21 protein-coding genes and 1 rRNA gene are annotated in these 26,186 nt (G+C 72.9%); 7 read left to right on the forward strand and 15 right to left on the reverse strand.

Translation table 11 applies throughout. The features are described from left to right. A 16S ribosomal RNA gene (locus AB0C59_RS14325) occupies positions 1-84 on the reverse strand; the annotation flags it as partial. A gap of 596 nt (positions 85-680) precedes the next feature. Next, a complete protein-coding gene (locus tag AB0C59_RS14330; RefSeq protein ID WP_363004170.1) occupies positions 681-1,688 on the reverse strand; it encodes a stage II sporulation protein M in 1,008 nt (335 codons plus the stop codon). Between the two features lie 121 nt (positions 1,689-1,809). Between AB0C59_RS14330 and AB0C59_RS14335 the strand changes: the two genes are divergently transcribed. Then, positions 1,810-2,739: an RDD family protein gene (locus tag AB0C59_RS14335; protein WP_363004172.1), complete on the forward strand. Its 930-nt coding sequence runs from the start codon at positions 1,810-1,812 to the stop codon at positions 2,737-2,739. Positions 2,740-2,766: 27 nt separating this feature from the next. On the opposite strand, the gene AB0C59_RS14340 is transcribed toward AB0C59_RS14335, so the two are convergent. The 8 genes from AB0C59_RS14340 to AB0C59_RS14375 form a co-directional block, all read right to left on the reverse strand. Further along, complete coding sequence (locus AB0C59_RS14340) at positions 2,767-3,381, reverse strand: hypothetical protein (RefSeq protein WP_363004174.1); 615 nt, start codon at positions 3,379-3,381, stop codon at positions 2,767-2,769. 132 nt (positions 3,382-3,513) lie between these two features. Further along, entirely contained in the window at positions 3,514-4,971 is a 1,458-nt protein-coding gene (ahcY, locus tag AB0C59_RS14345) for an adenosylhomocysteinase (protein WP_363004176.1), read from the reverse strand. Between the two features lie 253 nt (positions 4,972-5,224). Next, positions 5,225-6,196 (reverse strand): cation diffusion facilitator family transporter, encoded by a 972-nt coding sequence (locus tag AB0C59_RS14350; protein WP_363004178.1) that lies wholly within the window; start codon positions 6,194-6,196, stop codon positions 5,225-5,227. Positions 6,197-6,352: 156 nt separating this feature from the next. Next, the gene (manA, locus tag AB0C59_RS14355; RefSeq protein ID WP_363004180.1) at positions 6,353-7,504 is read right to left on the reverse strand and encodes a mannose-6-phosphate isomerase, class I; all 1,152 of its coding nucleotides are present in this window, start codon (positions 7,502-7,504) and stop codon (positions 6,353-6,355) included. 62 nt (positions 7,505-7,566) lie between these two features. Then, a complete protein-coding gene (locus tag AB0C59_RS14360; protein ID WP_363004182.1) occupies positions 7,567-8,694 on the reverse strand; it encodes an SIS domain-containing protein in 1,128 nt (375 codons plus the stop codon). A 34-nt stretch (positions 8,695-8,728) separates the two neighbouring features. Beyond that, positions 8,729-8,899, reverse strand: coding sequence for a Trm112 family protein (locus AB0C59_RS14365; protein WP_363004184.1), 171 nt, complete (start codon positions 8,897-8,899; stop codon positions 8,729-8,731). Positions 8,900-9,032: 133 nt separating this feature from the next. Then, on the reverse strand, positions 9,033-10,400 hold the full coding sequence (locus AB0C59_RS14370) for a phosphomannomutase/phosphoglucomutase (RefSeq protein ID WP_363004186.1): 1,368 nt from the start codon (positions 10,398-10,400) through the stop codon (positions 9,033-9,035). Positions 10,401-10,561: 161 nt separating this feature from the next. Next, positions 10,562-10,936 carry a DUF3499 domain-containing protein gene (locus AB0C59_RS14375; protein ID WP_363004188.1) on the reverse strand — a complete coding sequence of 125 codons (375 nt, stop codon included), beginning with the start codon at positions 10,934-10,936 and terminating at the stop codon, positions 10,562-10,564. Positions 10,937-11,284: 348 nt separating this feature from the next. On the opposite strand from AB0C59_RS14375, the gene AB0C59_RS14380 reads away from it, so the two are divergent. Continuing rightward, the gene (locus AB0C59_RS14380; protein ID WP_363004190.1) at positions 11,285-11,734 is read left to right on the forward strand and encodes a metallopeptidase family protein; all 450 of its coding nucleotides are present in this window, start codon (positions 11,285-11,287) and stop codon (positions 11,732-11,734) included. Between the two features lie 53 nt (positions 11,735-11,787). Here AB0C59_RS14380 and AB0C59_RS14385 read toward each other — a convergent pair whose 3' ends face one another. The 3 genes from AB0C59_RS14385 to AB0C59_RS14395 form a co-directional block, all read right to left on the reverse strand. Further along, entirely contained in the window at positions 11,788-13,344 is a 1,557-nt protein-coding gene (locus AB0C59_RS14385) for a DUF5719 family protein (protein ID WP_363004192.1), read from the reverse strand. After that, the gene (locus AB0C59_RS14390) at positions 13,341-17,030 is read right to left on the reverse strand and encodes a glycosyltransferase (protein WP_363004194.1); all 3,690 of its coding nucleotides are present in this window, start codon (positions 17,028-17,030) and stop codon (positions 13,341-13,343) included. Before AB0C59_RS14390 ends, AB0C59_RS14385 begins: the two co-directional genes overlap by 4 nt. A gap of 203 nt (positions 17,031-17,233) precedes the next feature. Next, a complete protein-coding gene (locus tag AB0C59_RS14395) occupies positions 17,234-17,497 on the reverse strand; it encodes a WhiB family transcriptional regulator (protein WP_010986447.1) in 264 nt (87 codons plus the stop codon). A 727-nt stretch (positions 17,498-18,224) separates the two neighbouring features. On the opposite strand from AB0C59_RS14395, the gene AB0C59_RS14400 reads away from it, so the two are divergent. The 4 genes from AB0C59_RS14400 (at position 18,225) to AB0C59_RS14415 (ending at position 22,196) form a co-directional block, all read left to right on the forward strand. Beyond that, positions 18,225-18,731, forward strand: a complete 507-nt coding sequence (locus AB0C59_RS14400) for a cysteine dioxygenase family protein (protein WP_363004196.1) — start codon at positions 18,225-18,227, stop codon at positions 18,729-18,731. A gap of 65 nt (positions 18,732-18,796) precedes the next feature. Then, positions 18,797-19,780 carry a 2-phospho-L-lactate transferase gene (cofD, locus tag AB0C59_RS14405; RefSeq protein ID WP_363004198.1) on the forward strand — a complete coding sequence of 328 codons (984 nt, stop codon included), beginning with the start codon at positions 18,797-18,799 and terminating at the stop codon, positions 19,778-19,780. Continuing rightward, complete coding sequence (locus AB0C59_RS14410; protein ID WP_363004200.1) at positions 19,777-21,081, forward strand: coenzyme F420-0:L-glutamate ligase; 1,305 nt, start codon at positions 19,777-19,779, stop codon at positions 21,079-21,081. The genes cofD and AB0C59_RS14410 overlap by 4 nt, the downstream gene beginning before the upstream one ends. Before the next feature lie 113 nt (positions 21,082-21,194). Further along, complete coding sequence (locus AB0C59_RS14415) at positions 21,195-22,196, forward strand: DNA-3-methyladenine glycosylase 2 family protein (RefSeq protein WP_363004202.1); 1,002 nt, start codon at positions 21,195-21,197, stop codon at positions 22,194-22,196. Between the two features lie 65 nt (positions 22,197-22,261). On the opposite strand, the gene AB0C59_RS14420 is transcribed toward AB0C59_RS14415, so the two are convergent. Together AB0C59_RS14420 and AB0C59_RS14425 are read right to left on the reverse strand one after the other, a co-directional pair. After that, complete coding sequence (locus AB0C59_RS14420; protein ID WP_363004204.1) at positions 22,262-23,344, reverse strand: NDP-sugar synthase; 1,083 nt, start codon at positions 23,342-23,344, stop codon at positions 22,262-22,264. Between the two features lie 153 nt (positions 23,345-23,497). Beyond that, the gene (locus AB0C59_RS14425) at positions 23,498-25,144 is read right to left on the reverse strand and encodes a peptidoglycan recognition protein (protein WP_363004206.1); all 1,647 of its coding nucleotides are present in this window, start codon (positions 25,142-25,144) and stop codon (positions 23,498-23,500) included. Between the two features lie 139 nt (positions 25,145-25,283). Here AB0C59_RS14425 and AB0C59_RS14430 point away from each other — a divergent pair, with 139 nt between their 5' ends. Continuing rightward, positions 25,284-26,039, forward strand: a complete 756-nt coding sequence (locus AB0C59_RS14430) for a TIGR03089 family protein (RefSeq protein WP_363004208.1) — start codon at positions 25,284-25,286, stop codon at positions 26,037-26,039. Positions 26,040-26,186: the final 147 nt, after the last annotated feature.

Below are 26,186 nucleotides of genomic sequence, written 5' to 3' on the forward strand. Positions count from 1 at the left end.
CACCGAAGTGGTTCATCGTTCGACTTGCATGTGTTAAGCACGCCGCCAGCGTTCGTCCTGAGCCAGGATCAAACTCTCCGTGAATGTTTACCGGTGATCCGGTGCAACACCACGAGAGCGGAACCAGAAGGAGGAATAGTCCTTCCGGTTCACAGCGTCCTCGCTGTGTTTTTTCAAAGGAACCTCGACCATCGGAACAAGTCCGACGGACGGGGTATCAACATATCTGGCGTTGACTTTTGGCACGCTGTTGAGTTCTCAAGGAACGGACGCTTCCTTTGTACTCACCCGAGAGACTCTCTCAGGCTTTCCTCCGGGCTTCTTCCCTTCGGTCTTGCGTTTCCGACTCTATCAGATCTTTTTCCGATCCGATTTCCTCGGCGCTTTCCAGTTCTGCGCTTCCGCGCTTTCCCTTTCCGGCGGTTCCGACTTTATCAGAGATTCTGAGGCCGATTGACCGGCGCCCAATTTCTGAATCATCGGGTGATGCTCCTCGGAAGCGAGGCTTCAGGAGCGGATAGATGCTCACTGTCGCCGGTGGGCTGACCCACCTCTAGGCAACTGTTCGAATCTACCTCCCCGCGCGACCCGTGTCAACGGCTCCCGTGGGGCGAAGAGGAGACTAGCAGGTCAACGCCGGGAAACGCACATCGAGCGGAGCCGACGGAGTGGGCGTCGCGTCACGCGGCCATCGGGACCGTGGCGCTGCGCTCGTCCGCCTCCACGTCCCCGGTGTCGCCGGCGCGTACCGCCCGTCCGCCCAGGACGTAGACATAGCTGAGGAACGCCAGCTCGGCGAGAACGCCTATGCCGACGCGAGCCCATGTCGGAAGACCGGACGGTGTCACGAAGCCTTCGATGGCGCCCGACACGAACAGGACGAGGGCGAGCCCGATCGCCATGCCGAGTGCACCCCTTCCCTCCTCGGCCAGGGCGGTGCGCCGGGTGCGGGGACCCGGGTCGATGACGGTCCAGCCGAGTCGTAGGCCCGTGCCGGCCGCGACGAAGACGGCCGTCAGTTCGAGGAGACCGTGCGGCAGGATCAGGCCCAGGAACGTGTCGAGGCGACCGGCCGAGGACATCAGGCCGACGCCCACGCCCAGGTTGAGCATGTTCTCGAAGAGGACCCACAGGACCGGGATGCCGAGGAAGACGCCGAGGACCAGGCACAGCGCGGCGGCCTGGGCGTTGTTCGTCCACACCTGGGCGGCGAAGGCGGCGGCGGGATGGCTGGAGTAGTAGGTCTCGTACTCGCCGCCGGGACGGGTCAGGCTGCGCAGCTGGCCGGGGGCCGCGATCGACGCCTGAACCTCCGGATGGGTGGCGATCCACCATCCGAGGACCGCTCCCACCGCCGTCGAGATCAGGGCCGTCGGTATCCACCAGCGGCGCGAACGGTAGACCGCGGCGGGGAAGCCCTGAGTGAGGAAGCGGACGACGTCGTGCCAGGAGGCGCGGCGCGTGCCGGTCACGGCACTGCGCGCGCGGGCCACGAGCTGGCTGAGCCAGCCGGTGAGCTGCGGATCCGGCGCACTGGACTGGATCACCGAGAGATGGGTCGCGGTGCGCTGGTAGAGAGAGACGAGCTCGTCGGCCTCGGCTCCGGTGAGACGGCGCTGCCGGCGCAGCAGGGCGGCGAGTCGGTCCCACTCGGCGCGATGGGTGGACACGAACACGTCGAGGTCCATGGGGTGTGCTGCTCCTCGCCTCTCGTTCTGTGCATCGGCTTGTCGTACTGCGACGGCGCGATGTGCCCTCAGCTTGGCAGACTGTCATGCACAGGGGTGGGCCATGGGAAGGACTGATGACGTGAGTGGGCTGACAACGGGCGAGGCGGTGTCGCTGGAGGTGAGCCCGGCGAAGCTCCCGAGCCGGGCACTCGCCGTGTTGCTCGACCTGGCCGTGTCCGTCACGGCCTACGTCATCGTGATGATCGTCCTGGTGCTGTCCGCGGGCGGGCTCGACGAAGCCGCGCAGATCGCGCTGTCGATCTCGGCCTTCGTGCTCGTGCTGGTGGGCGGACCGATCGCGGTGGAGTCGTTGAGCCATGGCCGCTCGCTGGGGAAGCTGGCCTGCGGACTGCGGGTGGTGCGGGACGACGGTGGACCGATCCGGTTCCGGCACGCGCTGGTCCGGGGCGCGGTCGGGGTGATCGAGATTCTGATGACGTTCGGCGTCGTCGCCACGATCGCCTCACTCGTCTCCGCCCGCGGTCGGCGGCTCGGCGACGTGTTCGCGGGGACGCTGGTCGTACGGGAACGGGTGCCCGTCGGGCGCACGGGCTTCGCGCCACCGCCGCCGCCCTGGCTCGCGGGGCGGTTCTCCGGGCTGGACCTGTCCGCTGTCCCGGACGGGCTGTGGCTGGCCGTCCGGCAGTACCTGACCCGCCTGCATCAGCTGGATCCCCAGGTGGGCTCGGCGATGGCGGTACGTCTGGCCTCGGATCTCGTCGCGTGCACGGGGGCGCCGGCACCGCAGGGCGTTCCACCGGTCGCGTACCTGGCGGCGGTGGTGCATGAGCGTCAGGTCAGGGAGACGCGGCGGTCGCTCGCCGGTCAGGCCGGGAGCGGTGCCGGTGCGGCGGGGGCGCCTGCCGCGCCCGTCCGGGCCGCCGAGGGGAATCCCGGTTGGGCTCCTGCGGCCGGGCCACCCGTCGCGCCGCCGCCGGAGCGGCAGCCCCCGGGTCCGCCGGCCGATCCGTCGGGCCGGGCCGCGACCGGGTTCGCGCCGCCGGTGTGATCGGCGGGATCACCTCGGAGGAACGCCTCAGGGGAACACCGACGGGGGTGTCTCCAGGTGCTCCAGCTCGACGCCGGGCGCGGCGAGCACCACGTCTCCGCTGAGGTGGACGGTGTGCTGTTCCCCGGTGTCCAGGGCTGTGACCTGGTACGTCTCCACGATCAGGGGGGCGTTGTCAGTGGTGTGTGTTTCTGTGTCCACCAGAGCCCAGGACTGGTCCACGGTGCGGGGGGCGAGGACCGGGTCCGTGAAGGCGACGAGGCGTACCCGGGTCACGGAGGAGGGGGTGGTGAGGCGGAGCAGACGAGCGGTGGCGATCAGGAAGGCGGGGGATGTGCCGGTGAAGGCGTGTGCGCGGACGTTGCCTTCGGTGGCGTGGGTGCCGGACGGGTCGGTGCGGACCCAGGTCACGCCGTCGAGCGCGGCGCCTCGCACCTGCCAGCTCGCGGCGTGCAGTTCGAGGCGGATGGGGCGGCCGAGCTCGTCGAGGGCGAGGTCGACGGAACCGGCGTGTTCGCCGGACGGAGTGGTGAGCTGCGAGACGTAGCGCCAGCCGGCGGGGCCGGGCGCGCAGTGGAAGTGTTCTTCGGCGAGGAGGGTGTGGTCGTGCGGATCGTGGAGCGAATATCGGCCGCGGGGCATGAGGGTCCTGGGTGGTGATGGGGCTGGGCGGGCCGGCGGTCGCCGACCCGGCCAAGGGGACAGGCCCCCGGCACGGGGGGTGCGGGGGCCTGTCTCTCGGTACCTGCTGCCTGACCGGTACTGCTGTCTGGATCAGTAGCGGTAGTGGTCCGACTTGTACGGGCCGTCGACCTCGACGCCGATGTACGAGGCCTGCTCGGGGCGGAGCTGGGTGAGCTTCACGCCGAGTGCGTCCAGGTGGAGGCGGGCGACCTTCTCGTCCAGGTGCTTGGGCAGCGTGTACACGTCGGTCGGGTACGCGTCGGGCTTGGTGAACAGCTCGATCTGGGCCAGCGTCTGGTCCGCGAAGGAGTTGGACATCACGAACGACGGGTGACCGGTGGCGTTGCCCAGGTTCAGCAGGCGGCCCTCGGACAGGACGATGAGCACCTTGCCGTCGGGGAAGGTCCAGGTGTGGACCTGCGGCTTGACCTCGTCCTTGACGATGCCCGGGAGCTTGGCGAGGCCGGCCATGTCGATCTCGTTGTCGAAGTGGCCGATGTTGCCGACGATCGCCTGGTGCTTCATCTTGGCCATGTCCGAGGCCATGATGATGTCCTTGTTGCCGGTCGTGGTGATGAAGATGTCGGCCTTGTCGACGACCTCGTCGAGGGTCGTGACCTGGTAGCCGTCCATCGCCGCCTGGAGGGCGCAGATCGGGTCGATCTCGGTGACGATCACGCGGGCGCCCTGTCCGCGCAGGGACTCCGCGCAGCCCTTGCCCACGTCGCCGTAGCCGCAGACGACCGCGGTCTTGCCGCCGATGAGCACGTCGGTGGCGCGGTTGATGCCGTCGATCAGGGAGTGGCGGCAGCCGTACTTGTTGTCGAACTTCGACTTGGTGACCGCGTCGTTGACGTTGATCGCCGGGAACAGGAGGACGCCGTCGCGCTGCATCTCGTACAGGCGGTGCACGCCCGTCGTGGTCTCCTCCGTGACGCCACGGATCTCGGAGGCCAGCTGGGTCCACTTCTGCGAGCCGTCCGTGATGGTGCGGTGCAGGAGTTCCAGGATGACGCGGTGCTCGTCGGACTCCGCGGTGTCGACCGAGGGGACCTTGCCGTCCTTCTCGTACTCGACGCCCTTGTGGACGAGGAGGGTGGCGTCACCGCCGTCGTCCAGGATCATGTTCGGGCCGCCGGTGGGGCTGTCCGGCCAGGTCAGCGCCTGCTCCGTGCACCACCAGTACTCCTCGAGCGTCTCGCCCTTCCAGGCGAAGACCGGGACACCCTGCGGGTTGTCGGCGGTGCCGTTCGGGCCCACGGCGATGGCGGCGGCCGCGTGGTCCTGGGTGGAGAAGATGTTGCAGGACGCCCAGCGGACCTGCGCGCCCAGGGCGACCAGCGTCTCGATGAGCACGGCGGTCTGGACGGTCATGTGCAGGGAACCGGTGACGCGGGCGCCGGCAAGCGGCTGCGTCTCGGCGTGCTCCTTGCGGATCGCCATCAGGCCGGGCATCTCGTGCTCGGCGAGGGTGATCTCCTTGCGGCCGAAGTCGGCCAGGGAGAGGTCGGCGACCTTGAAGTCCTGTCGCTTGTCGACAGTCGTCATTGCGAGCTGCTCCTCGGGGGTTGGGTCGAGGTGGGTACGGCTGGTCTGCGCGGCGGCGGGAGCGAGTGCCCTGAAGGGCACGGGCGGGCCCACGTGCGCGCAGCGCAGTCCGTCGGAGGCCCTCTCTCCCTCGGTCGGTCCCTGCCGGGACCGCCCGACCGCCATCAGCAGCGACGTCTGGCTCGGGATCCAAGCTACACCGGGGGAAGGGCGGGACCACAGTCGCGGGCGCGGGCGGGGCGGGTTTTGGGCCCTAGGAGGCGGGGACGGGGCCGCCGGGGGTGGCCTTGGGGTCCGGGCCCTTCGCCGCTTCCGTCTCGCTGTAGATGTCCGGTTCCAGGTAGATGACGCGGGCGATCGGGACGGCGTCGCGGACGCGGGCCTCGGCGGCGTCGATGGCCGCGGCGACCTGCGCGGCCGTGTCGTCGTGCCGCACCGCGATCTTGGCGGCGATCAGCAGTTCCTCGGGGCCGAGGTGGAGCGTGCGCATGTGGATGATGCCGGGGACCGTGTCGCCGTCGACCATCGCGGCCTCGATCTTCCTGACCACGTCGATGCCCGCGGCCTCGCCGAGGAGGAGGGACTTGGTCTCGGCGGCGAGGACGAGGGCGATCAGCACGAGGAGCGCGCCGATGCAGACGGTGCCGACGCCGTCCCAGATGCCGTCGCCGGTCAGGATCGAGAGGCCGACCCCGCCGAGGGCGAGGGCCAGGCCGATGAGCGCGCCGAAGTCCTCCAGGAGGACCACGGGCAGCTCGGGCGCCTTGGCGCGGCGGATGAACTGCGCCCAGGACAGCTTGCCGCGCAGTTCGTTGGATTCCTTGATGGCCGTGCGGAAGGAGAAGCCCTCCGCGATGATCGCGAAGAGGAGCACGCCGACCGGCCAGTACCAGTTGTCCAGCTCGTGGGGGTGCTCGATCTTCTCGACGCCCTCGTAGATGGCGAACATGCCGCCGACCGAGAAGAGGACGATCGAGACGAGGAAGGCGTAGATGAACCGTTCACGGCCGTAGCCGAAGGGGTGCTGGGGCGTCGCCTCGCGCTGGGCGCGCTTGCCGCCGACCAGCAGCAGGAACTGGTTGCCGGAGTCGGCGAGGGAGTGGACGCCCTCGGCGAGCATCGACGAGGAGCCGCTGAAGGCGAACGCCACGAACTTCGATGCCGCGATCGCGAGGTTGGCGCCGAGTGCCGCCACGATCGCCCTGGTGCCGCCTGACGCGCTCATGTGTTCGCGTTGTCCCTTCGTCGCCGTCCAGCCCCGGGTGTTCGCACGTCGCGCATGCCGTCCGGGGCTTTGCACGTGCTTTGCCGGTGGGACATTCTTGCAGCCGGGTCCGGCGGCGCCACGCCGGACCGGCTCGAGGGCCCGTACCGCTGCCGGTCAGGCGACGACCGTGGCGCGGAAGACCGTACCGTCCCCGGACACTTCGGTCTTCTCGTCCGCCGGTACGAAGACCGACTCACCGGGGGCGAGCACCTCGTCGCCCGCGCGGACCGTGCCCGCGGTGCACAGGAGGATCTGCGGGGTGGACCGGGTGAGATCGTGCGGGGCGGCGCTCGCCGACAGGACGTGGCGGGAGAGGCGGAACTCGTCGATGGGGGTCTCGTAGACCTCCTCGCCGTCGGGGGACGCCTCCGGGCGCAGGATGCCGGGGTCGCTCGCCTCGAAGCGCACGACCTTCAGCAGTTCGGGCACGTCGACGTGCTTGGGGGTCAGTCCGCAGCGCAGGACGTTGTCGGAGTTGGCCATGATCTCGACGCCCAGGCCGTTCAGGTACGCGTGCGGGATGCCCGCGCCCAGGAAGAGCGCCTCGCCGGGCTGGAGCCGTACGTGGTTGAGCAGCATGGCCGCGATGACGCCGGGGTCGCCGGGGAAGTGGTGGGCGAGGTCGGCGTAGGGGGCGTAGGCGCCGCCGAGGCGGGCGCAGGCGGCCGCGGCCTCGGCGACCGTGTGGGCCATCTCCTCGGGGTCGGCGCTCAGCACGGCCGTGAGGACCTCGCGCAGGGCGGCCTCCTCGGGGCGCGCGTGCAGCAGGTCGACGTACGGCTTCAGCGAGTCGACCTGGAGGCCCGCGATCAGCTCGGCGGCGTCGTCGGGCGCGCGGAAGCCGCACAGGCCGTCGAACTCGGTGAGGGCGCAGATCAGCTCGGGCTTGTGGTTGGCGTCCTTGTAGTTGCGGTGCGGGGCGCCGACCGGGACGCCCCGGCGCTCCTCGTCGGCGTAGCCCGCCTTCGCCTGCGCCAGGTCCGGGTGCACCTGGAGGGAGAGCGGGGCGCCGGCGGCGAGGATCTTCAGCAGGAAGGGCAGCCGGGGACCGAACCGGGCGACCGCCGCGCTGCCCAGGGCCTCTTCCGGCGCCCTGTCGATCACCTCGTGGAGAGGACCGCGCTCGGTGCGCGAGGGAGCGCCCGGGTGGGCGCCCATCCACATCTCGGCCTGCGGTTCACCGGTCGGCTCCACGCCGAGGAGCCGGGGGATGGCGGTGGTCGAACCCCAGGCGTAGGGGCGGACGGTGTTGACGAGGCGGTCCATGGGTGTCTTTTCTCCATACGTACGCGGCGCTGCGGGCGCTCTTCACAGGGCGCGAGCCAAGATCAGGCCCCCGAAGCGAGCGCCACGTAAACAGCGGCGAAATCTGTGATGGCGATCAGTTCCGCGAGGGTCTCCAGATCGTCGCCGTCCTCCGGTTCGAGCTCGCTGATCGCCGTGTCGTGGCCGAGGGCCAGTTCACGGGCGGCCGGTGCGGCGCTCAGGCCGCCGATGGGACGGTCCCGCAGCAGCACCACGCGCGCGTGCAGGGCCTGTGCCTCCTCGACGCGGTCCCGGAAGAAGTCGTCGGGGTCGGCGCCGGCGGCGAAGGCGCCGGAGAGCAGGACGCGGTGCGAGGCGAGGGCCTCGGGCAGCGGCGCGGTGAGGGCGGGGCGGCCGGCGAGTTCGGCGAGCGCGGCGGCGAACCGCTGGCCGGTCGGGGCGGCCGAGACGCCCTCCGTCCAGATCACGGGAAGGGACTCGGCCAGCTCGGCGGCGAGGGTCTTCGCCGGGTTCCCGTAGGTGGCGATGGCCGGACCGCAGCGTTCGGCGACCTGGTCCAGGCGGTTCGCGACCTTCTCCAGGACGTCGGGGCCCGCGAAGAGCAGGCCGGTGCGGTCCAGGAGCACGAGCAGGGGGGTGAGCAGGGCCCACAGGACGCCGGGAGCGGACGCGGTGAGGGGTTCGTCCTGCTCGTAGGGGGCGGTGGCCATGGGAACGAACAGTCCGTGGGCGCCGAGCACCGCGTCCGTGATCGGTGAGCGGGCGGGCGCCACGGCCACGACCGTGCAGCCACGGCGGTAGGCCTGCTCGACCAGGAGCGACAGGCCCGGCTCGGTGCCGTCCGGCGTCGCGATCAGCAGGAGGTCGACGGGACCCGCCCAGCCGGGCAGGTCCCAGCGCAGGGCGCCGGGAGCCGGGGCGACGCCGGTGGGGTGGATCCTGGTGACCGGGCACGCGGTGCCCGCGAGGCTGCCGATCAGTTCGGCCACGCCCACCGAGGCGGTGCCGGGGCCCGCGATGAGGACGCCGCGGGGGCGTCCGTCGGGCTTGAGGTCGTTGACCCCCGCCTCGGCGGCGTGCCGCACGGCGGAGCGCACCCGGGCGCCTGCCTCGGCGGCGCCGCGCAGCAGCGCGCGGCGGTCGGCGCGGGCGAGCGCCTCGGGGTCGTCGAGCAGCGATTCGTCGAGCATGGGCGGCAGCCTCCGATTCGCCGGGTCAGGTCCGTCAGGCGGGGCGGCGGGCCTCGTCGACCAGCAGGACCGGGATGCCGTCCCGGACCGGGTAGGCGAGCCCGCAGCCCTGGCCCGTGCAGACCAGCTCGCTCTCCTCCTCCTTGAGCGGGGCGTGGCACGCCGGGCAGGCGAGGATCTCCAGGAGGCCGGCTTCGAGCGGCATGACAGGTCCCTTCGGGGCGAATGGCGCTTGGCCTGGTCAGAGTACCGCCGCGGGGCGCGGCGTGCGGGGGTTGGGCGGGCCGGACACGTCGCTCGCGACTGCCCGGCCGGCGGCGGCCCGCGCGGTGGGAGGGTCAGCCCCGGATGATCTCCAGCGCCTCGTCCCGGACCTTGGCCATGGTCGCCTCGTCGCGCGCCTCCGCGTTCAGGCGCAGCAGCGGTTCGGTGTTGGAGGGGCGGACGTTGAACCACCAGTCGGCGCTGGAGACGGTCAGGCCGTCCAGGTCGTCCAGCTCGACGCCGTCGCGGCCCTCGTAGGCCGCCCTGATCGCGGCGAGGCGGGCCTGCTGGTCGGCGACCGTGGAGTTGATCTCGCCGGATCCCACGTACCGGTCGTACTCGGCGACCAGCTGCGACAGCGGCTCGTCCTGGCCGCCCAGGGCGGCGAGGACGTGGAGGGCGGCCAGCATGCCCGTGTCGGCGTTCCAGAAGTCCTTGAAGTAGTAGTGCGCGGAGTGCTCGCCACCAAAGATCGCCTGGGAGCGGGCCATCTCGCCCTTGATGAAGGAGTGGCCCACCCGGGTGCGGACCGGCGTGCCGCCGTTCTCCCGTACGACCTCGGGCACCGACCAGGAGGTGATCAGGTTGTGGATGATCGTGCCCTTGCCGCCGTGCTTGGCCAGTTCGCGCGCGGCCACCAGGGCGGTGATCGCGGACGGGGAGACCGGGTCGCCGTTCTCGTCCACGACGAAGCAGCGGTCCGCGTCGCCGTCGAAGGCGATGCCGAGGTCGGCGTGCTCCTGGCGCACCCGCTGCTGCAGGTCCACGATGTTCTTCGGGTCGAGTGGGTTGGCCTCGTGGTTCGGGAAGGTCCCGTCCAGTTCGAAGTACATCGGTACGACGTCCAGGGGCAGGCCCTCGAACACGGTGGGCACGGTGTGGCCGCCCATGCCGTTGCCGGCGTCGACCACGACCTTGAGGGGGCGGATGGAGGCGACGTCCACCAGGGAGCGCAGGTGCGCCGCGTAGTCCTTCAGCGTGTCGCGCCGGGTGACCTCTCCGGGGGCCGCGGCCTCGGGCCGGGGGGCGCCCGAATCCAGCCATTCCTCGACGAGTTCACGGATCTCGGTGAGTCCCGTGTCCTGGCCGATCGGGGCGGCGCCGGCACGGCACATCTTGATGCCGTTGTACTGCGCCGGGTTGTGGGACGCGGTGAACATGGCGCCCGGCAGGCCGAGCGCGCCCGACGCGTAGTAGAGCTGGTCCGTCGAACACAGGCCGATCTCGGTGACGTTCACCCCGCGTGCGGACGCGCCGCGCGCGAAGGCGTGCGCCAGGCCCGGGGACGAGGGCCGCATGTCGTGACCGATCACGATCGCGTCCGCTCCGGTCACCTGGGCGAAGGCCGCGCCGAAGAGCTCGGCGAGCGACTCGTCCCACTGGTCCGGAACCACTCCGCGTACGTCGTACGCCTTCACGATCTGCGACAGGTCGGCAGACACGGGCAACCCTCCTGGAAAAGCTCAACGATGGGGTCAACGTACCTGGCGGAACCGGCACCGGGCTGTGATCGCGCTGTCCGGGTGAACAGTTCCCACGGAGTTCATACCGTGCTCCGCCGGGCCCCGTCGGGCGATCGGGCCCGCCCGGGTGAGCGGGTCGCTCAGTTGTCCGGTGAGCGAAGGACGCGCAGGTGGCCGCGGCGTGCGACCTCCATCGGGTCCGCCGTGCGGCCGCCGCCGCCCGCCTCCGCCGCGCGCTGCTGCGGGCGGGCCGCCTCCCGCACCGCGTTGGCGAGGGCTTCGAGATCGTCCCCGCTCGGGTGCGCCGGGGCCGAGCCGTCGAGCAGTCGGACGACTTCCCAGCCGCGCGGGGCGGTCAGGCGCTCGGAGTGCTCGGCGCACAGGTCGTAGCAGTGGGGTTCGGCGTAGGTGGCGAGCGGGCCGAGGACCGCGGTCGAGTCGGCGTAGACGTACGTCAGCGTCGCGACGGCGGGTCGGCCGCAAGCGGTGCGCGAACAGCGACGTACAGGGCTCACGACGTTGGACGGTACCGCACTCTTGAGCGGGCCGCGACGACTCTCCCCCAGGTCACCCCACCGTGTCGTGCCGTGCGGCGCCCCACATGTCCTTCTTGACCCACCCTGCTGACCTGCGTGGACACCGGTCGCGGCGGTCGCGCGCGCCGCCGCGACCGGTCATCACTTGGCACAAACACCGCCAATCGCCGTGCGGTCGACGGTCTCGCAGCGGCGCGGAATCGAGCCCAACTTGGCTGGAATGGTCATCCTGCGACACGCCGTACGGCGTCGGCGCCTCCCCCGCCCGGGCGATCGGCCGGAGGGGGCCGGGCGCAGGGCCCCCTCGGGGATTACGCTTCGTCAGTGATGGACAGCCCCGTACCGCCCCGCCCCGCCGCGCCCGGCCCGCGCCGCCGTGACCGCCATGGCCGAGGCATGCGCGGACCCGTCGCGCCGCCCCAGGTGCCGCTCGCCGCGAGCCGCGCCGAGGTGTTCGCGGATCTGGTGCAGGACTCCGTGGAGCGCCTGGAGCGGCACTGGCCGCAGCTCGCCGAGATCGACTTCATGGTCCTGGAGGTGCCGCGTCTGGACGCGCCCGGCGAGGGCTGGAGCGACGAGACGGTGCCCCTGGGGGGCACGATCGAGGCCCGCGACGGCCGGCGGGCGCGTGTGGTGGTCTACCGGCGGCCGGTCGAGATCCGCACCAAGGGCCGCGACGAGCGCGCCGCCCTGGTCCACGAGGTCGTCGTGGAGCAGGTGGCGGAACTGCTCGGGCTCACCCCGGAGACGGTGGACCCGCGCTACGGCGAGGACTGACCGGACCGGCTCCCGAAGCCCGGCCGGCCGTCACCCTCACCGTCCTCGGGCTGTCACTTCGTCAGCAGGACCGACAGGTCCTGGTCCGCCTCGGGTACCGCGACCGTCCCCCGGTCGTCCGGCAGGGGCTGCACGGTGAACCCCGGCACGCCGTCGGCGTCCGCCCTCAGGGTGCGGGCGGCGTAGACGGGGCCGCCGGAGACCGGCTCGACGGTGAGCGCGTACGTGCCCTTCAGGCCGCTCGGCACGGGGGCGTCCACGTCCTGTGTCGTCCCGCCCTTGATCGTGTACTGCTTCGTCAGCGCGGTGCCGCCCTCGCTGCCCGCGGAGGCGGTGACCTTCACCGTGGCCGCGCCGGCCGGGGCGGCCAGCGTGAGCGTCGTGTCCTTGGCGCTGCTGTTCCCGGCGGCGGACGCGCGCGCGCCGACCGGCGCGGTGGCCGGGATGAACGCCGTCTCCTGCTTGTCGCCCTTGCCCCGCAGCACCCGCAGGGCGGCGACCACCGGCACGTGGCTGTCGCCGGGGGTCAGCACCAGCGAGCCCGCCTCGCCGCGTGTGACGTCGCCGAGGTCCACCGCGGTGGTCATGCCGCCCTTCACGTGCAGCGTCTCGTTGCCGGCCGGGGTGAGGGAGCCGGTGGGGGAGGCCAGGTGCACCTTGAGGTCGGCGTCCTGGTCTCCGGGCGCGAAGGCGATCAGGCGGACGTCCGTGGCGTCCTTGGGGATGCCGGGCAGCACCAGGGACGGCGCGGGGTCCGCCGCGGCGTCCAGCCAGTCGCCGCCCGACCTGTCGTCCAGCGCCTGGACGGCGGCCGACACCCGCCCGGTGCGGACGCTGACGTGGACCGTGAGGTCGTCCTGCTTCGCGTTGGTGAGGGTGGGCAGCAGCACGGGCTCGCTGGCGTGCGGCTGGACGGTGATGCCCTCGCCCACCGTCGACTTGAGGTCGCCGTCCTTGCCGTACAGCTCGATGTCGACCACCGCGGCGGAGTCATCGGGGTTGGTCAGGTGCACGTAGTCGGTGCGGGAGGCGGAGGTGGCCGCCCCCGGGAACCAGAAGTCGGTGTCCGGTGCCGTGCAGGCGGTTCCGAGCAGGCCTCGTCCGGTGCCGGCGCTGACCTCGGTCGTCTCCTGGACCGTCCACCCGGGGGCGAGTCCGCCCGTCGCCGTGCCCAGCAGCGCGGGCGTGTCGGAGCCGGAGCTGTCGCCCGTGGCCGGGGTGCCCGGCTGCTTGGGGGTGATGCTGGGCGCGTCGGACTGCTTCTTGGCCGTGCCCTTCCCACCCGCCTTGCCCTTTCCGGACGTCCCGTCCGCCTTGCCGGACCCGGTCGTGTCCGTGCCGTCCCCCGACTGCTCGCCGGCCGCGCCCAGTTCCGCCTTGCCGCCCTCGCCCGTGCCCTTGGACAGGGGCGTGTACGACGTGTAGGAGGTCTCGGCGAGGTCCGAGGTGCTCGGCTCCGGGCACAGCAGCCGGGTCTGCTCCACGGGCAGCCGGGCGGCCGCCTTGTCGGTGTTGTCGCCCGACGCGGACGGTGCGGTGAGCGCCGCGAAGCCGGTGACGGCGGCGAGCGCGGTCGTGCCGGCGATCAGGGACAGGGTCGTGCGGTTCACTGCTGGCTCCCGTCGGGGCGCTCGCTGTCGGTGCCGTGGGCCGGGTCGTGCGCCAGGTCGTACGGCGTGGCGTAGCCCTGCTGGTACGTCGGGTCGTAGGGGGCCGAGGCCCCGTAGGCGTACGGGTCGTACGGTGCGCCCTGGTAGGGGTCCGGCTGGTAGGGCTGCTGCTCGTAGGCACCCTGCGCGTACTGCTGCTGCGCGTCCGGGTACTGCTGCGGGCCGGCGAAGGCGTCCCACTCCCCGCCGCCCGGGTAGCCCGTCCGGTCCCACTCCCCGTAGGCCCCCTGCTGCGGTACGGCGGCCTGCGGGAAGGGCGGCGGGTCGCCGGCGTCCTGACCGGTCTCCTGCGACGGGGTCTCCTGCCAGGCGGGCTGCTCCGGTTCCTGGCCGTCGGCCCGACCGGCTGCCTCGGCCTCGGCCTGGGCGGCGCGCAGCCTGCGGGCCCGGCGGCCCTCGCCGGTGGTGTCCTGGGCGGGCACGGCGGCCTCCTCGGGCAGGTCGTCGTCCACGTCCCGGCGGCGGCCGGGCAGGGCGAGGACCACGAGGACGACGGCGAGGGCGCCTTGAGTCCACAGCCAGGCGGTGTGGGTGAGCGGCGCCTCGTGGGTGACGGCCAGCGTGCCGCCCTCGGCGGGCAGTTGGAAGCCCTGGGCCCAGCCGTCGACCGTGGTGCGGGTCAGGGCCTTTCCGTTCAGGGTGGCGGTCCAGCCGGGGTCGGCGGTGTCGGCGATGCGCAGGACGCGGCCCGCCTGGCCGGTCGGGATCGTGGTGTGGATCTCCACGGGTCCGGCCGGGACGGACACCGGCGCGCCGGTACCGCCGACGATCGCGGCCCGGGAGACCTGCCGGTCCACGCGCCACAGGGCGCTGCCGTCCTGCTGGCTGAGCCGGGACAGTCCCGGTGTGGCGTCCAGGACGCGGCCGATCTCGTGCGGAGCGCCGCGGCGTACGAGGACGTAGCGCACGGCGAAGCCGCCCAGTTCGTCGCCCTGGTCGGCTCCCGAGCCCGCCACGAGGTTGGCGACGACCTTGTCGAGCTGCTTGTTCTGGCCGTCTCGCCCGGCGAGTTCGCCGTCGCCGAGGCGGGCGCCGGAGCCGCGGACCAGGGTGTAGCCGACGCGCGCGGTGGACTGCCCGTCCAGGACGAGGGTGCGGGCCTGGTCGCTGGTGCCGCCCTCCTCGGCGACGAACGCGGGGACCTGGACGGGGTTCCGGCGTTCCAGCGGGCCGTCGGCGCCCCGGATCATCCAGCCCGCGGCGATGAGCAGGGGGCCCGCCATGCAGGCGAAGGCGATGAGGGCGGCGACCGGCTGGCGCCAGCCGAAGTTCTGCTCGGCGACGCGCGCGCGTGCGCCCTCCGCGCCGATGGCGGCGGCCGTGATCAGCGCGAGGCCGTAGACGAGGGTCGCGGGTCCGGCCCAGGCGGAGTGGTTGGACAGGACGGCGAAGACGAGCGCGGTCAGGGCGACGCCCCACGCCGTCCAGACGCCCGCCTGGCGCCCGGAGCGCAGCAGCGCGGCCAGGGCCGCGAGGACCACACCGGTGAGCATCAGTCCGCTGACGGTGCCGGAGCCGCCCGGGCTCGCGCCGAACAGGTCGGCGGCGGAGGCCGCGCTCGCGTCGAAGGTGAGTCCGGCCTCCTTGAAGAAGCCGAAGGGCAGCAGCGACAGGGACCAGGGGGCGAGGACCAGGAGCGGGGTGCCCACGGCGGCGACCAGGCGCGAGAGGTGGGCGACGGCGTCGTTCCTGCGCACCACGAGCAGGGCGAGGCCGAGGACCAGGGCGATCGGCCACACGATGGGCGTGAACGCGGTGGTGATCGTCAGCAGCAGGGCGTACGCCCAGGTGGCGCGCCAGCTGCCGCGGGTGCCGGGCGCGCGGGTGAGGCCGGCCGCCGCGACGCCCGCGCGCGCGATCAGCGGGAGAAGGACGGCGAGGACGGCGGTGCCGATGTGGCCGCCCGCCAGGGCTCCGGTGGTGGCGGGCAGGAAGGCGTACGCGACGGACGCCCAGGCGCGCAGCAGCCGCGACTCGACCAGGGGGCGCGAGGCGAAGTAGGCGGTGAACCCGGCCAGCGGCACCGAGCAGACGAGCAGCAGGGTGACCGCGAGTCCGGTGGAGCCGAACAGGATGCTCGCGAACAGGGCGACGAGGGCGACGTAGGGCGGCGCGGAGCCGGTGCCGCCCGCGCCGACCGGGTGCCAGGCGTCCAGGTAGCGCGCCCACAGGTCGGAGGTGTCGGCGGGTGCGGGCAGCAGCGCGCCGCCCGCGAGGGCACCGCCTCCGAGCAGGGCGCGGCAGGCGGCGAGGGAGACGAGCAGGAGGACGAGGAAGAGCACCGGGCCGGGCTTGCGGGCGACGCGCTTGAGGCGGGCGAACTGCTCGACCTCGAGGAAGTCGGCGTCGTCGCCGCCGGGCCCCGACTCCGTGCTGCCGCCGTGCCGGCCGGCCGAGGAGACCTCGGGGTCGGACCGGCCCACCACGTTGCCCGCGACCTGTTCGACGGTGGCCCGCACGGTCGCCCCGGGGGGCGGGAAGAGCGGACGCAGCTCCTCCTTGCCGATCTGCGGGCTACCGCGCCTGCGCCGGGCGGCGATGATCCGCTCGGGCCGCAGCAGCGTTCCCAGCAGGCCGCGGATCTCGTCCACCGCCTGTCCGGGGACCTTCCCGACGAGGTAGGCCACGGTGCGCAGCACGGTGCCCAGGACGAGGCGGACGAGGATCCACGGCAGCTGTGCCGTACGGGCGTTGGCGAGCAGGGCGTAGACGGCGCCGGCCTTGTCGACCTTGTGCGGGGAGGCCGTGGTGCGGCCCACGCAGTCGACCGTGCGGCGCTCGCGGGAGGCGGCCTCGGCGTGCCGTACGACCGCGTCGGGGGCGATGAGCACGCGGTGGCCCGCGGTGTGGGCGCGCCAGCACAGGTCGACGTCGTCGCGCATCAGCGGCAGATGGGGGTCGAAGCCCCCGAGGGCCTCGAAGACGTCCCGGCGCACGAGCATGCCGGCCGTGGAGACGGAGAGCACGGATCGGATGTGGTCGTGCTGCCCCTGGTCCTGCTCGCGGCGGTCGAGTCCGGTCCAGCGGCGGCCGGAGTTGGCGATGGTGACGCCGACCTCGAGGAGCTGGCGGCGGTCGTACCAGCCGTGCAGCTTGGGGCCGACGACCGCCACGTCGTCGCGGCCGAGCTCCGCCTCGTTCTCCACGACGCGCAGCAGCTCGGCCAGGGCCCCGGGTTCGGGCGCGCAGTCGTCGTGGAGCAGCCACAGCCACTGGACGGGTTCGCCGTGCGGCAGTGCCGGCAGGTCGTAGGCGTCGTCGCGCCAGCTGCGGGTGGCGGGGTCCCAGCCGCTGGGGCGCTTGAGATAGGGCAGGTCGTCCGGTGACAGGGCGGGCGCCGCGCGGTTCGCCTCGTCCACGGCCTGGCCGAAGCCGGTGCGGCGGGCGAGGTGCAGGACGCGGTCGTCGCCGAGCGCGTCGGCGAGCAGTCGGGCGGAGTCGTCCGCGCTGCCGGTGTCGGCCGCCACGGCGTTCTGCACGGGGCGCTCCTGGCCGAGCAGCCCGGTGAGCGCGTCGGGCAGCCAGCGGGCTCCGTCATGGGAGACGAGCACCGCGGTGACCACGTGACGCGGGAACTCTGGCGTGGCGGCGTCGTGTTGGGCCGCCGAATGGCTGTGCACGGACATCGAGGTACGGGCCCCGGTTCGCTGGACTGCGGTGGACGCCTGTGCCCCGAGGGGGCAGCGGGACGTCTCGGACGGAGCCCCACACTAACGGCTGGACAAGATCACGGCCCGCCGCCTGTGGACAACCCACCAGCACCGGGCCGTTCGTTACCTGGCGATGTGCACCTTTTCGCCACGGGCCGGACCCGCCGGCCGGCGATGCTTCAGATCGCGGCCTTCTTCAGGCGGCGGCGCTCACGCTCGGACAGACCGCCCCAGATCCCGAAGCGCTCGTCGTTGGCCAGCGCGTACTCGAGGCACTCCGAGCGGACCTCGCAGGCGAGGCAGACCTTCTTGGCCTCGCGGGTGGAGCCGCCCTTCTCCGGGAAGAAGGACTCGGGGTCGGTCTGGGCGCACAGCGCGCGCTCCTGCCAGCCGAGTTCCTCGTCCGCGTCGTCGACCAGCAGTTGCTGCACCAGCTCGGTCATGTGCGCCCCTCGTCAGTCTTTCGCGTCCCCGTGATGTAGCCGTTACCGATTCCGGCTGAACGACACGAGTGAAATTACAAGTGTGCCGATCCGGGCCAGTCAAGCCGAGATCTGCTATTGGGCCCCTTATTCACTCTGCGGAACCAAGGCTATGCGGAAAGTGTTCAAATCGGCATAAACCCTGACAGTCATCGAGGCCCCCGCGGGCCTCCGACCCCTCAAGGGGGAGGACGCCCACACGTTCGATCCCGTTCCGTCGCGCGCCGCGGAGCGAACCTGATCACAGTCGGATCACGGAATCACGACGGGCTCCGTTCACCCGCGGTGCGCTCCATGTGTCCCCGTCTCCCTATGAACAAACCTTTCGCCTGTCAGATGAACCGGATGAGGTGAATCAGGTCGCACATACCGGTGCTGAAGTTGACAGCGCGGGTGTGACCCGATCTCCTAGGGGGCATGCTCGCGTACTCGGTGCCCACCCAGACCCGCCCCGTCGGGTCCCTCGGTGCTGCCCGCGCTCGCTGTAGCTGTCGCTGTTCGAGCTGTTGAGCCTTCCCCCGCGCTCCAGCCGTATCTGAGCCCATCCGGCTCGGCCGCCGTTCCCCCCGCCCGCATCAGGGCCCGCGTACGCGCCACGCCCGCGATCCGGGCGCCCGGCACGGCTCGCGAGACCTTCGCCGCCTCCCCCACCGCACCGCTCATCTCCTGCCGAGGAACACCGCACCCCATGAACAGCGACAGCGACCTCCAGATCGCCGGCGACATCCTCGAAGTACCGCACCTGCTCCAGCCGCCGCGCGAGCACCCGGCCACCGTGGCCGAGTTCGCGGGTCTCGCCCGCGCCATCGCCACCGACCGCTCCCACTGGGAGCCGCTGGTCCGGTTCGACGCGACGTCCCGGTGGTACCACCGTCTGCGGACCGGGCCCGGGTACGAGGTCTGGCTGCTGTCCTGGGTGCCCGGGCAGGGCAGCGGGACGCACGACCACGGGCGCTCGTCCGGCGTGCTGACGGTCCTGGACGGCGCGCTGACCGAGCGCACGGAGCGCGGGGAGCGTGCGCTGGGGGCGGGCACGCAGCGGGTGTTCGCGCCCGGATATGTGCACGAGGTGGTGAACGACGCGCTGGAACCCGCGGTCAGCCTGCACGTGTACTACCCGGGACTCACCGACATGCCCATGCGGGCGCGCTCCGCGCGGGGGCGCTCCATGGTGGAGGCCGCGCGACACGGTTGAGCGCGCGCCCCCCGGTCGGGCGGTCGGGGCGGTCGTTGCCGTGGGGGCCTGCGAGACTGGGCGCCATGCGCATTGTGGTTCTGGCAGGGGGCATCGGTGGTGCCCGGTTTCTGCGTGGTCTGAAGCGGGCCGTGCCCGCCGCGGACATCACCGTCATCGGGAACACCGGGGACGACATCCATCTCTTCGGACTGAAGGTCTGCCCGGACCTCGACACGGTGATGTACACGCTCGGCGACGGCATCAACGAGGAGCAGGGCTGGGGGCGGGCCGACGAGACCTTCCACCTCAAGGAGGAACTCGCGGCGTACGGCGTCGGACCGGACTGGTTCGGGCTCGGCGACCGGGACTTCGCCACGCACATCGTGCGGACGCAGATGCTGAGCGCGGGCTATCCGCTCAGCTCGGTCACCGAGGCGCTGTGCGAGCGGTGGAAACCCGGGGTCCGGCTCATCCCCATGTCGGACGACCGCGTCGAGACCCATGTCGCCGTGACCCTGCCCGACGACGACACCTCCCAGAGTTCCAGCGAGCGCAAGGTCATCCACTTCCAGGAGTACTGGGTGCGGTTGAGGGCGTCGGTGCCCGCCGAGGCGGTCGTGCCGGTCGGCGCGGAGCAGGCCACGCCGGCACCGGGTGTGCTGGAGTCCATCGGGCGGGCGGACGTGATCCTCTTCCCGCCGTCCAACCCGGTCGTCTCCATCGGCACGATCCTGGCCGTGCCCGGCATCCGCGAGGCCCTCGCCGACGCGGGAGTTCCGGTGGTGGGCCTGTCCCCCATCATCGGTGACGCGCCCGTGCGCGGGATGGCGGACAAGGTGCTCGCGGCGGTCGGGGTCGAGTCGAACGCCGCGGCGGTCGCCGAGCACTACGGCTCGGGGCTGCTGGACGGCTGGCTCGTGGACACGGCCGACGCGGCGGCGGTGGAGCGCGTGGAGGCCGCGGGCATCCGCTGCCGCGCGGTGCCGCTGATGATGACCGACCTGGAGGCGACGGCCCGGATGGCCCAGGAGGCGCTGGCGCTCGCGGAAGAGGTGCGGACCACGTGAGCGAGGCACCCGGCTACCGGGTCTGGGCCCTGCCCGGTCTGCCCGAGGTCGCGGCCGGCGACGACCTGGCCAAGCTGATCGCCGCCGCCGAGCCCGGGCTCGTGGACGGGGACGTGCTGCTCGTCACGTCGAAGATCGTGTCCAAGGCCGAGGGGCGCGTCGTGCGGGCGGACGACCGGGAGGCCGCCATCGACGCCGAGACCGTGCGGGTCGTGGCCCGGCGCGGTCCGCTCAGGATCGTGGAGAACCGGCAGGGGCTGGTCATGGCCGCCGCCGGGGTCGACGCCTCGAACACCCCCTCGGGGACCGTGCTGTTGCTGCCCGAGGACCCCGACGCCTCCGCGCGTGCCCTCAGGGACGGCCTGCGGGACACGCTCGGTGTACGGGTCGGGGTGATCGTGACGGACACCTTCGGCAGGCCGTGGCGCGCGGGGCTGACCGATGTGGCCATCGGCGCGGCCGGCGTACGGGTCGTCGACGATCTGCGAGGCGGCACGGACGCGTACGGCAATCCGCTGAGCGCGACCGTCGTGGCCACCGCCGACGAGCTGGCCGCCGCCGGCGACCTGGTCAAGGGCAAGGCCGCCGGGCTGCCCGTGGCCGTGGTGCGCGGGCTCGGGCACGTGGTGGCCCGGGATGACGGTGAGGGGGCGCGCGCGCTGGTGCGCGACGCCCGCGACGACATGTTCCGGCTGGGCACCTCGGAGGCGGTACGGGAGGCGGTGACCCAGCGGCGTACGGTGCGGGCGTTCACCGACGAGCCCGTCGACGCCGGTGCCGTGCGCCGCGCGGTGGCCGCCGCCGTGACCGCTCCCGCACCGCACCACACCACCCCGTGGCGGTTCGTGCTGCTGGAGTCCGCCGCCGCGCGGGCCCGGCTGCTGGACGCGATGCGGGAGGCCTGGATCGCCGATCTGCGGCGGGACGGGAAGTCCGAGGAGTCGATCGCCAAGCGCGTCCGCCGTGGCGACGTGCTGCGCCACGCGCCGTATCTCGTCGTGCCCTGCATGGTCATGGACGGGTCCCACACCTACGGCGACGCCCGGCGGGACGCGGCCGAGCGCGAGATGTTCGTCGTCGCCACCGGCGCGGGCGTGCAGAACCTGCTGGTCGCGCTCGCCGGGGAACGGCTGGGCTCGGCGTGGGTGTCGTCCACGATGTTCTGCCGGGACGTCGTGCGCGAGGTGCTCGGGCTGCCGGGGAACTGGGAGCCGATGGGGGCCGTAGCGGTGGGGCATCCCGCCGAGGAGCCGCGGCCCCGGCCGGAGCGTGACGCGCAGGGGTTCATCGAGGTCCGCTGACCTCGGCCCGGGGAGCGCGCATCGGGAATCCGTCCGCGCTCCCCGCTCTCCCCCGTAACCTCGTAGGGAACACCTCACCTCGTAGGGACACCCCCTCACCCAGGACCTCTCCCGTGGCCGGACGATTTCCCCAGCGCCCCACCCCCACGACCGCGCGCGGTGGGCATGTCGCCGTGCCCGCGGGGGTGCCGCGGCCGGCCCCGGCACCGGGGCGGCGGCGGAGCTGGACCCCGCCCGGCCCCCTGGACCTCGGGCTGGTGCTCGGGCCGCTGCGGCGCGGCCCCGCGGACCCCACGTTCCGGGCCGCCCCGGACGGATCGGTGTGGCGGGCCAGCCGGACGCCGACGGGCCCCGGCACCCTGCGGGTCGCGCTGCGGGGCACGGTCGCCGAGGCGGAGGCCTGGGGGCCCGGGGCCGACTGGCTGCTGCACCAGCTCCCCGACCTTCTCGGCGCGTCCGACGACCCCGACGCCTTCGAGCCCCGGCACCGGCTGCTCGCCCTGGCGCGGCACCACCGGCCCGGGCTGCGCCTGACGCGGACCGGGCTGGTGCTGGAGTCGCTGATCCCGTCGGTCCTGGAGCAGAAGGTCACGACGGACGAGGCGTACCGGGCCTGGCGCCTGCTGGTGCGGAGGTTCGGCGAGCCCGCGCCGGGACCCGCACCGGACCGGCTGTGGGTGATGCCGGCGCCGCGCACCTGGGCGCTGATCCCGTCCTGGGAATGGCACAGGGCCGGTGTCGACGACAAGAGGGCGTCCACGATCCTGCGGGCCGTGCGGGTCGCCGCGCGGCTGGAGGAGTCGTGCACGATGGACCCGGCGGCGGCGCGGGCACGGCTGGAGGTGGTGCCCGGGATCGGCCCGTGGACCTCGGCGGAGACCGTGCAGCGCAGCCACGGGGCGGCGGACTCGGTGACCGTCGGCGATCTGCATCTGCCGGGGATCGTCGGGTACGCCCTCGCCGGGGACCGCGACGCGGACGACGAGGCGATGCTGGCGCTGCTGGAGCCCTATGCGGGGCAGCGCCATCGGGCGGCGCGGCTGATCCTGCTGAGCGGCCAGGTACCGGCCCGCCGCGCACCGCGGATGCGGCGGGGCGACATCGGACGCCTGTAGGGCTCCGGTCGGCCCGGACGGGCAAGGCCCCAGGGGCCTTGCCCGGACCGATCGCCGGGTGCGGGCTACTGGTCGGAGGAGAAGCGCACCGCGCCCGCCGGGATGCGCGCGTCGCACCAGATCCGTACGCCGTCGCGGAGTTCGTTGTCCGCGCCGACCACCGCGCCGTCGCCCACCACCGCACCGGTGAGCACCGTGCGCTCGCCGATGCGGGACCGGGCGCCGATCAGCGAGTCGGTGACCACCGCGCCCGGCTCCACCACCGCGCCCGCGAGAAGGGTGCTGCCGCAGATCCGCGCGCCCTCGCCCACGACCGCGCCCTCGCCGACCACCGTGCCGCCCGTGAGCTTGGCGTCCGGGGCCACCGACGCGGTCGGCAGGACCAGGCGGTCGCCGCAGCGGCCGGGCACCGCCGGGGACGGGGCGCGTCCGAGGACCAGGTCCGCCGAGCCGCGCACGAAGGCCGCCGGGGTGCCGAGGTCCAGCCAGTAGGTCGAGTCCACCATGCCCTGCAGATGGGCGCCGGCGGCCAGCAGGTCCGGGAAGGTCTCCCGTTCCACCGAGACCGGCCTGCCGGCGGGGATGGAGTCGATGACCGAGCGCCGGAACACATAGGCGCCGGCGTTGATCTGGTCGGTGACGATCTCCTCGGGGGTCTGCGGCTTCTCCAGGAAGGCCGTGACCCTGCCCGTCCCGTCCGTGGGCACGAGGCCGAACGCCCTCGGGTCCGTCACCTTCGTCAGGTGCAGGGAGACATCCGCGCCCGTCGAGCGGTGGGTGTCGACCAGGGCCGGGATGTCCAGGCCCGTGAGGATGTCCCCGTTGAAGATCAGGACGGGTTCGTCCGGTCCGGAGTGGAGCCGGCTCGCCACGTTGCGGATGGCACCGCCCGTGCCGAGGGGCTCCTCCTCCGTGACGTACTCCAGCCGCAGGCCGAGGGCGGAGCCGTCGCCGAAGTACGGCTCGAACACCTCTGCGAGGTAGGAGGTGGCGAGCACGATGTGCTCCACCCCCGCCGCCCTCGCCCGCGCCAGCTGGTGTGTGAGGAATGGAACCCCTGCCGCCGGGACCATGGGCTTGGGCGTGTGCACCGTGAGCGGGCGCAGCCGGGTGCCTCTGCCGCCGACCAGGAGGATCGCTTCTGTCACCTGTCGTCTCTGCTTCCTGCCGGGAACGGCCGTGCTGTCGATCGGCGGGCCAGTGTACGCAGCCCGGGTAGGGCGTTGGGTAAGGGCGTTATGAGGACCGTGAGAGACGGCGCGTCGAGGTTCCGTCCCGTACTCGTGGCCCGGCCCCGCCCCTCAGCGGCCCTGCAGGCGGGCCGCCGCGGTGCGGGCCGCGCCGAGTCTGCCGTACAGCATGGCTCCCGGGCACTCGGTGGCGAAGCCGTCTCGGTGGCCCGAGATCACGTTCAGGTGCGCGTCCTCCCCCTTGGGGAAGCGGTTCCCCCCGCCCGACGTGAGGTAGGTCTTGGCGCGCGGGTCCATGCCGGAGAGGCCGAGCTTCCACGCGGTGAGCGACGCGATGGCGTTCACGGAGGCGGCCGAGGGGGCGCTGCCGGTGAAGGTGCCGAGCACGGCGATGCCCGTGCTGTTCGTGTTGAACCCGAGGGTGTGGGCGCCCATCACCGGCTTGTCCACGCCGCCGGCCCGGCCCTCGTAGATGGTGCCGCACTTGTCGATGAGGAAGTTGTAGCCGATGTCCCGCCAGCCGCTGCTCACCACGTGGTAGCGGTAGATGCTGCGGATGACCGAAGGGGCCTGCGAGCAGGAGTAGTTGTTGCCCGAGGCCGTGTGGTGCACGAACGCGACCTTCACCGCGCCCGTGTAGACGAAGCCCGACTCGCGCAGGCTCTCGTCGGCTCCCCAGCCGGCGCGGGTGACGATCCGCGGCCGCGGGCCGATGAACGGGCCCGCCGCTCCGGGGCCGCCCTTGCGGGACACCAGATGCTCCTGCCGCAGCGCGGCTTTCCTCGTCGCCTGCGCGGACAGCGCCGGGATCACGGCGGCATTCAGGGGCGCGAGGCGCGCGTTGGCGGCGGACGCGGCGAGTCGTGCGCTGGACTCACCACCGTACGCGCCGTGGCCGTACGTGCCTCGGCCGTACGCGTCCGGGTCGGACGCGCCCTCCTCGTACCCGTCCCCCTCGTAACCGTCCTCCTCGTGCGCGCTCGCGCCGTACGCTCCCCCGCGCCACGCCCAGGTGGACGCCGAGGCGGCCGCGGACACCGAGGCCGCTGCCGACGCCGCGATCCCGCTCCAGGACGAGGCGGACACGTCCTGCGCGTCCGCCTCCGCCCGCGCGTCCCGCCCGGCCGACGCGCCCTGCCCCTCCCGTGCGGCGTCGAGGCGCGGGTCGGCGCCGGGGTCGACCAGTTCCACCCGCAGGCCGTCGGGCAGGAGCGGCGCGCGGGTTCCGCCCGCCTGGTCCGCCTCCGCGCGCACCCGCACCTCGACCCCGTCCGAGTCGCCGACCCACAGCGGCGCCGTCGACCCGCGCATCCGGGTCGAACGCCCCTCCCTGGTCGCCGGGTCGGGGCCGTGGCCGTCGTTGCGCGTCTCCAGCGACTGCCAGGCCGACCACACACGTGTACGGCTCGCCCGGGTACGGATCTGGACCTGGCCGCGCAGTTCGGCCCCGGGGTCGTCCCAGACCACCCCGGCCAGGGAGAAGGAGCGCACCGCGGTGGCCCTCAGGCCCCGTTCGGCCGCCCCGCCGGTGCGCCGGGCGTCGCCCACTGGCTCCAGGGGCAGGGACTGGGTGCTGCCGGGGATCTCCGCCCCGGGGAGGGATCCGGCGGACACGCCGGCGGGCGGCGCGTTCCGCCCGGGCGTGAGGTCGGACCCGGCCGCCACGGCGGGCGGGGCCGAGGCCAGGGTCAGGACCGTCGCGCAGGCGAGGCCCACCGAGGTGGCGAGACCGGTCGAGGAAGCAAGGTATGCACGCATGCCCATGATCTTGGACATAGTCAGACATATATGTCCATCTGGGAACTGACGGTTCGTCGGCTCCGCTCGCCCGAACCGGTGGCGCGCCCCCGCACCCGCCGATGAGCCCCCGCCCGGCGCGCCGCGTACCCTTGCGCGCGTGAACGCCACCGACCGCACCGCTGCCGACCTGCTGCGATCCGCGCTCGCCGCGGATCCCGCACGCCCCCTGGTGACCTTCTACGACGACGCCACGGGGGAACGCGTCGAACTCTCCGTGGCCACCTTCGCCAATTGGGTGGCCAAGACCGCCAATCTGCTCCAGGGCGACCTCGCGGCGGAGCCCGGCGACCGGCTCGCGCTGCTGCTGCCCGCGCACTGGCAGACGGCGGTCTGGCTGCTCGCGTGCGCGTCCACGGGAGTCGTCGCGGACCTGGGCGGCGACCCCGGCGCCGCGGATCTCGTCGTCAGCGGCCCCGACACCCTGGACGCCGCACGCGCCTGCTCCGGCGAGCGCGTCGCCCTCGCCCTGCGCCCCCTGGGCGGGCGCTTCCCGCAGACCCCGGACGGCTTCCTCGACTACGCGGTCGAGGTGCCGGGCCAGGGCGACCGCTTCCAGCCGTTCGCCCCCGTCGACCCGGAGGAGCCCGCGCTGATCGTCGCCGGAGCGGAGTACACGGGTGCGGAGGTGGTGGAGCGGGCCCGCGCCGACGCGCCCGACCTCGGCCTGACGGGACCCGGCTCACGACTGCTGTCCGGACGGGCGTACGACTCCTGGGAGGGCGTCAGCGCCGGACTGTACGCCCCCCTGGCCTCCGGCGGTTCGGTGGTGCTGTGCCGCCATCTGGAGCGGCTCGGACAGGACGCGCTCGCCCGGCGGATCGACAGCGAGCGGGTGTCGGCCACCGCGCACTGAGCGGCGGCCGACCGGTTCCCGGCGAGGCTTTCGCCCGACCGTGCGGAGATCCACCGGAAAGAAGAGCGGCGGCGTCCGACAATACGGGATACGACGCCGGGCATTGATGACGGTGAGCAGTCACACGGCAACGGAATGTCCCCGGAA

It is taken from the genome of Streptomyces sp. NPDC048664 (assembly GCF_040650555.1).
GTDB lineage: Bacteria > Actinomycetota > Actinomycetes > Streptomycetales > Streptomycetaceae > Streptomyces.